Raw genomic sequence first — 6,171 nt, 5'->3', positions numbered from 1 at the left:
CACGTCGCCCTCGAGATGTCGGTCCGGATGCCGAGCGAGTTCGTGACGCAGAAGTCGGTCTCCACGTACTTCCGGCGCTGCATCGCCTCGCACACGAGGTTGCCGAGCATGCTGTCCCCGCCGTTCGCGCCGAACCGCGAGAGGTCCTCCTCCGCCACGGCGACGACGCGATCGAGATCGTACGCGAGCCTGAGCTCCCGCTCGTACCCGTCGAGCAGGTCGGCGACCTCGGGATCCTCCTCGACGGTCTTGTCGATCTGGAAGATCTCGAAGGAGTGGGAGCGGATCCGGCCGTCGCGCACGACGAGGTCGATCCGAAACACGAACTTCGCGAACGCGTTCGGGTGGGCGAGGATTACGTCGCGCCGCTCCGCGACCGGGCACAGCGCCGCGGCGACCTCGGCCTCGTCGTCGAGATCCTGCGGTTCGTAGTCGCCGCCCTCGAGCAGCCCGGCGGCGATCTCCGGATCCGGATCGAACGGGATCACCTTCGGCGGCTTCAGGCCGACGTGGTGGTGCCCGCCGAGGATGATGTCGACGCCGCACAGGTTGCGCGCGAGCGTCTCGTCGCGCGTCAGCCCGAGGTGACTCAGGAGGATGACGACGTCGACATCCTCGCGGATGAGATTGACGTAGTCCTGGATGATCTGCGCGTCGTTGTACGGTCGCACGCCGGTCGAGTTGCCGGCCTCCTGGATGCTCGTCATCGAGCTCGTGTTGCCGACGCCGACCACGCCGACCTTGAGCCCGTCCAGGTTGAACACGGTCATCGGATCCACGAGCGCGGCGAAGTCGTCCACGAAGTCGTGCGATCCCTCCTGGAAGTCGTAGTTCGCCGCGAGCAGCGGGAAGCCGGCCCACTTGGTGAACTGCTCGACGACGTTCACGGCGCCCACGTCGAACTCGTGGTTCCCGAGCGCCATGGCGTCGACCCCCGCGAGGCTCGCGGCGCGGACCTCCGGCTCCCCGTGGAAGTAGTTGAAGATCGGCGCGCCCTGGAACAGGTCGCCCGAGTCGAGCCAGAGCGAGCGGCCCGCCTTGGCGCGCTCCCGCTTCACGACGGCCGCGACGCGGGCCATGCCGCCGTATGGCCCGCGGCCCGCCTGCAGGCCGAGCTTCTGCTCGGTGTACATCGGCACGTAGTCGTACGGCAGGATCCGCGAGTGGATGTCCGACGTGTGGAGCAGCGTCAGCCGCACGTCCTTGCCGGTCAGGTCGGGCGTGTCCGACGAGTAGACGCACCCCGCGAGCGCCGCCGCGGCGAGCACCACGGCGCATCGCGTCGAGGCCGCTCTGTTCGTGATCTTCAGCATCCCGTCGAAACCCTCCGCCGTCCGGGAGAACCTACCACAGCCGCAGGCTCCCCGCCCGACAGAAATGTGCGACGTCAACGCGCCCGCCGCACGCGCCACGACGACCACGCCGTGCACAACCCGTGCATCGCGGCGGTGAGCGCGATCACGCCGACGGCGTGGCCCAAAGGGCCGAGCGACCGCGCCAGCACCGGGCCGGCCACGTGGTACACGATGATCAGGTGCGCGCAGTACGCGAACAGCGACGTGCGGCCGAACAGCACGAGCCCCTCGCCCGGCAGCCGGTCGAGGAGCCCGGCGGTCGCGCGCGCGGCCCCGATCAGCCCGAAGACAATCCCGGCCTTGAACAGGAAGTGGTGCACCGTCGTCCGCGGCGGCGGGGCGTCCGACCAGAGCGTCGTCAGCCCGAAGCGGTACGTGGCCCACTTCACCAGGAGCCCGGCCGCGAACAGCGCGGCGCCGGCGACGACGAGCCCGACGAAGAAGCGGATCTCGGATCCGGGCTCCCGGATCGCGCGCCACCAGAGCTGCCCGACGAGCACGCCGAGCGCGACCCAGCCCGCGTACGGGAACAGCGGGAACCGCGCCGCGCCCGGAATGAAGCGGAGGTAGCCCGCGATCCCGTTCGGCAGCCACCCGGGGTAGTGCAGTCGCCACGTCACCTGCGCGCCGAGCACGAAGACGATCGCCGCGACCAGCGCGGGCCAAGCCAAACCCCGCCGCGGCAGCACGAGCAGCGCCGCGATCGCGAGCGAGGCCCCGATGCACGGCAGCACGTCGACCCTGAAGATCAGGTTCGTCCCGCCGTGGAAGCCGCGCAGGGCGAAGAACGCGAGGTTCAACCCGTAGCCGACGACCAGCACCTCGAGGCCGCGCCGCGCGATCCGCAGGCGGTACGACCCGCCGTCCGCCCGCTCCGCCCCGCGGCACGCGATCATCGCGGCCGACAGCCCGGCGAGGAGCAGGAACACGGGCGCGACCATCCCCGAGATCTGCGAGATGACGGCGCCGTACCCGCCGCTCGTGAATTCCGGCCGCATCCACGGCCCGGGCGTGTGCACGACGAACATGCCGAACACGGCGAGGCCGCGCAGGCGATCGATGTACTCGACGCGCGGCGACCTTTTCGTAGGCTCCCCGGTCACGGCGCGGGAGAATACGCGGGTCGGCCCGCCGCCGCAACGTCCACCGCACGCCCGCCGAAGTCCGGGGTTCAGCTGAAAGCCGCACCCTCTCGGCGGGGACGAAGGTTCAGGCCTTGGGGGGATCGTCCGGCCAGCCCGGGGTTCTCCGGTTCCCGGCGCGGCCGCGCACCCGTACGTTGGGGGCGCTGCGGCTGTTCCGGATCGCGTCGAGATCCGTCACCGTGACCACGGCGCCGTTCGAAAGCTCGATCTCGCACGACGGCGAGCTGCGGAGCTTCTCCCAGACCTTCCGCGGGAGCGAGAACTCGCACCGATCGGGCTCCCCGCCCGCGCCCCCTCCCCCGCTCTCGCCGTCCGCGGGCCCCGCGAGGGAAACGTCGCGATCGCCGCTGTACAGCGCGACGTTGTGGGCCGTGATCGAGAAGCCGTCGCTCAACGTCAGTCTCGCCATCATGTCGGCATCTCCTGTCGGCGCCGCGTGCCCGCGGCCCGGGGATCGTCAACTACGGCGCGCCCCACAGCACGATCCTGTCCTTGCCTTCCTGCTTCGCCCGGTAGAGCGCCTTGTCGGTGCTCTCGATGAGCGATCCGGGGGTCGGCGTCCCGGCGCCGCAGACGGCGACCCCGGCGCTGATGGTGATCCGCTGCTCGCCGACGGCGATCTCCTTCGCCTTCGCCCGGATCCGCTCGGCGATCCCGCACGCCTCCTCCGGGTCGCTGGTGAACGGCAGGATCGCGATGAACTCCTCGCCGCCGAACCGGCAGCAGATGTCCGACTCCCGCACCTCCTCGCTCAGCTTCCGGGCGACCTCGATCAGCACCCGGTCCCCCTCCTGGTGACCGTGCCGATCGTTGACCGCCTTGAAGTCGTCGATGTCCGACATGATGAGGGCCAACCCGCGCCCGTGCCGCCGGTGGCTCCTGAACTCCAGCTCGAGGAGCTCGTAGCAGCTCGAGTGGTTGAACAGGCCGGTCATGCCGTCGCGCATCGAGAGGTTCGAGATCTCGGAGGCGTAGTCCTCGGAGATCAGCGTGGGGGTCCTGAGCTCCCGCGTGATGTTCGAGAAGTAGTCCAGGGTGGCGACCGTCATCCGGACGTTCCGGCCGAGCCGCTCGGAGATCAAGTGCTTGTGCAGCAGGACCTTGTTCCACAGCGCCTCGGCGATGTCGGGCGCGAAGTAGTGGTGCGAGATGGCGTAGAAGAGATCCGAGTAGAAGACGCTCCCCCGGCCCTCCATCCTCTCCCGGACGAAGGCGCGCTCGGCGTCCGTCATCTCGCGATCCCCGGCGAACGCGGAGACCAGCTCCGCGCGCATGCCCTCGGGGGCGATCGCCATCCGGATGCGGTAGGCCTCGCTGTCGTCCCGCACCGACTCGCGCGGGTCGCCGGATCCGTCGCCCGACACCCGATCGCCGTCAGGGGTTCCCATCGCGCTCAGCGCTCGAACCCGAGGGAGGGGACGGCCTCGGCCGCCAGCGCCCGGCCGGCTTCCGCGACGGCGCCGCCGCCCCGGGATCGCGACACGAACTCCCCGAGCCTGTCGCGGTCGAGCCGGATGCCCCGCCTGTACGAGAGGCCGCCGACCGCGCCTATCAGCACGCTCTGCCCGCGCCGGAGGTTCCGCCAGGCGCGGCGCGCCATCCGCGGGATTGAGTAGAACCGCTCACCGCAGTCGAGCATCTCCTGCACCGCCTCGCCCGGGGTCAGCCCGCGGTAGCGCCCGACCGGGTAGGTCAGCGTGTAGTAGCTCCAGTCCTCGGGGAAGTTGTCGAGGGTGATCCGGTCCTGCGACTCCATCTCGTCCCACAAGATCGTCCCGGGCAGGGGGGTCAGGAACAGCACGTTGACGAAGTCGACCCCGTACCGCTCCGCCGTGTCCGCGATGAGCCGGCCGATCCCGGGCCGGTCGTCGTCGAGCCCGATGATGAAGGAGCCGGCGACGATGATGCCGTGCTCCTGGATGGTCCGCACGGCCGCCCCGAGATCGTGGCACCGGCACAGGTTGTTCTTCCTGGCGAGATCCTTCATCCCGTGCGGTTCCGGAGACTCGAAGCCGATGAACAGGCCTTCGCAGCCGGCCTTGGCGGCCAGGGTCAGGAGCTCCTCGTCGTTGGCGACGTTGATCGTCGTCTGGGCGACCCACTGCTTCCCGAGATCCGCGGCGATGATCGCCCGGAAGAGCTCCTTGGCGCGCCGGACGTGCTCGGCGCTCGTGCCGACGAGGTTGTCGTCGACGATCAGCACGCGCTTCTCGGGGACGCTCTCGAGCTCGCGCACGACGTCTTCGATCGGCCGCTGGCGGAAGCGCGCCCCGTTGAACGACGTCACGCTACAGAAGCCGCACCGGAGCGGGCACCCGCGCGTCGTCTGGATCGCGCCGAAGGCGTACCCCTCGCTGAGCAGATCGTGGCGGGCGGGCGGAGTCTGCGCCATGTCCGCGAACCCGCCCTCGTACGACGGCTTCAGGCCGCCGTTCCGCACGTCCTCGAGCACGCTCGCCCACACGCTCTCCGCCTCGCCCAGCACGAGGGCGTCGGCGTGCGGCGCGGCCTCTTCCTTCCGCATCGTCGCGTGGATGCCGCCGAGGACGACCGGGACGCCGGCGCTCCGGAAGCTCGCGGCGATCGCGTACGCTCGGTTCGCCTGCGACGTGAACGCGGTGATGCCGACCAGGTCCGGCCGGGGCAGCTTCGTGTAGTCCGGGACGCCGAGGTTCTCGTCGATGATCGTGATCTCCCAGTCGGGCGGCGTCAGGCCGGCGATGACCATGAGGCCGAGCGGCTTCCAGACGCGGAAGCGGTTCCAGATGCTCGACTTGGTGTCGACGATGGAGACCATCGGGTTCGACGGGTTGATGAGCAGGAGGCGCATGTTTCGTTCCTATCCGCACGCCGGTGTGCGCGGTTTCCGTGAGGTCACTTCACGCGGGCCCAGACCGCCTCGGCGGCGCGGTTGACGCGTTCCCATCTCTCGACGAAGTCGGTCTGCAGCCTCGCCCACGCGGCGGCGCCGGCGGTCTCGACGACCGATAGGCAGCGCCGACCTTCGGCCTCCAGGGTCCTGAGCTTCCCGAGCTCGGCGAACAGGGCCGCCTTCGCGTCGTCCTCGGCCTTCGCCACCTTCGTCTCGATCGCCCCGTGTCGGGTTCCCCAGGTCCGGAGCCGCTGCTCGATGTCCTTCTGGAACTTCACCCTGCTCGTCGCCACTGTCTCCCTCTCATTCTCGATCAGCGCGCATCGCCCGCCGTTTACGGGCACGCAATTAGCATTTCTCGGGCCATCGCGGCCTCGCAAACGAGTTCGAGGGGTTGCGGCGGGCACACCTCGGACAAGGGCGGGCGGGCTCAGTCAGAATGAAATACTACTCCATTCATTGTGAAAGACAACAGATCATCTTGTCGACAGTTCTCGAAACGGATGTTCGCGACGAGCCGGCCTCCGCCCGCGACGGGGCAGTCGATGTCGCCCCGGAAGAGGCTGCACGTGTGAGTATCCACGATGGTGCTGTCCGACGGCGTCGTCTCCTGGAGGCTCCACGCGCGGGCGTCGAGGCCGTCCCCCATTCAGCAAGCTCAAAGCCATTCAACAAATATCCGAACGGTTAGATGGTTGGTTGGAAAAATCTCTCCAGGCCGGATGAACGTGCGCGGTTTCGATGCGCGTTTCTCGTCGGATCGATCTTGTCACGAGTCTTGATGCACGTTTTTCCGTAA

The 6,171-nt window shown here is 69.1% G+C and carries 6 protein-coding genes; all 6 read right to left on the bottom strand.

Going from position 1 to position 6,171, the window contains the following annotated elements:
* On the bottom strand, positions 1–1,313 hold a 1,313-nt coding region (locus M0R80_30865), incomplete at its 3' end, for a bifunctional metallophosphatase/5'-nucleotidase (GenBank protein ID MCK9464042.1).
* Positions 1,314–1,387: 74 nt separating this feature from the next.
* Positions 1,388–2,458, bottom strand: a complete 1,071-nt coding sequence (locus tag M0R80_30860) for a DUF1624 domain-containing protein (GenBank protein MCK9464041.1) — start codon at positions 2,456–2,458, stop codon at positions 1,388–1,390.
* 106 nt (positions 2,459–2,564) lie between these two features.
* Complete coding sequence (locus tag M0R80_30855) at positions 2,565–2,912, bottom strand: hypothetical protein (GenBank protein ID MCK9464040.1); 348 nt, start codon at positions 2,910–2,912, stop codon at positions 2,565–2,567.
* Between the two features lie 49 nt (positions 2,913–2,961).
* Positions 2,962–3,888, bottom strand: a complete 927-nt coding sequence (locus M0R80_30850) for a GGDEF domain-containing protein (protein MCK9464039.1) — start codon at positions 3,886–3,888, stop codon at positions 2,962–2,964.
* A 5-nt stretch (positions 3,889–3,893) separates the two neighbouring features.
* On the bottom strand, positions 3,894–5,330 hold the full coding sequence (locus M0R80_30845; GenBank protein ID MCK9464038.1) for a B12-binding domain-containing radical SAM protein: 1,437 nt from the start codon (positions 5,328–5,330) through the stop codon (positions 3,894–3,896).
* 44 nt (positions 5,331–5,374) lie between these two features.
* On the bottom strand, positions 5,375–5,665 hold the full coding sequence (locus M0R80_30840; protein ID MCK9464037.1) for a hypothetical protein: 291 nt from the start codon (positions 5,663–5,665) through the stop codon (positions 5,375–5,377).
* Positions 5,666–6,171 lie beyond the last annotated feature (506 nt).

The organism is Pseudomonadota bacterium, assembly GCA_023229365.1.
GTDB lineage: Bacteria > Myxococcota_A > Polyangia > JAAYKL01 > JAAYKL01 > JALNZK01.
The sequence above is the reverse complement of the archived record's forward strand: the minus strand, read 5'-3'. Positions and strand labels throughout refer to the sequence as shown.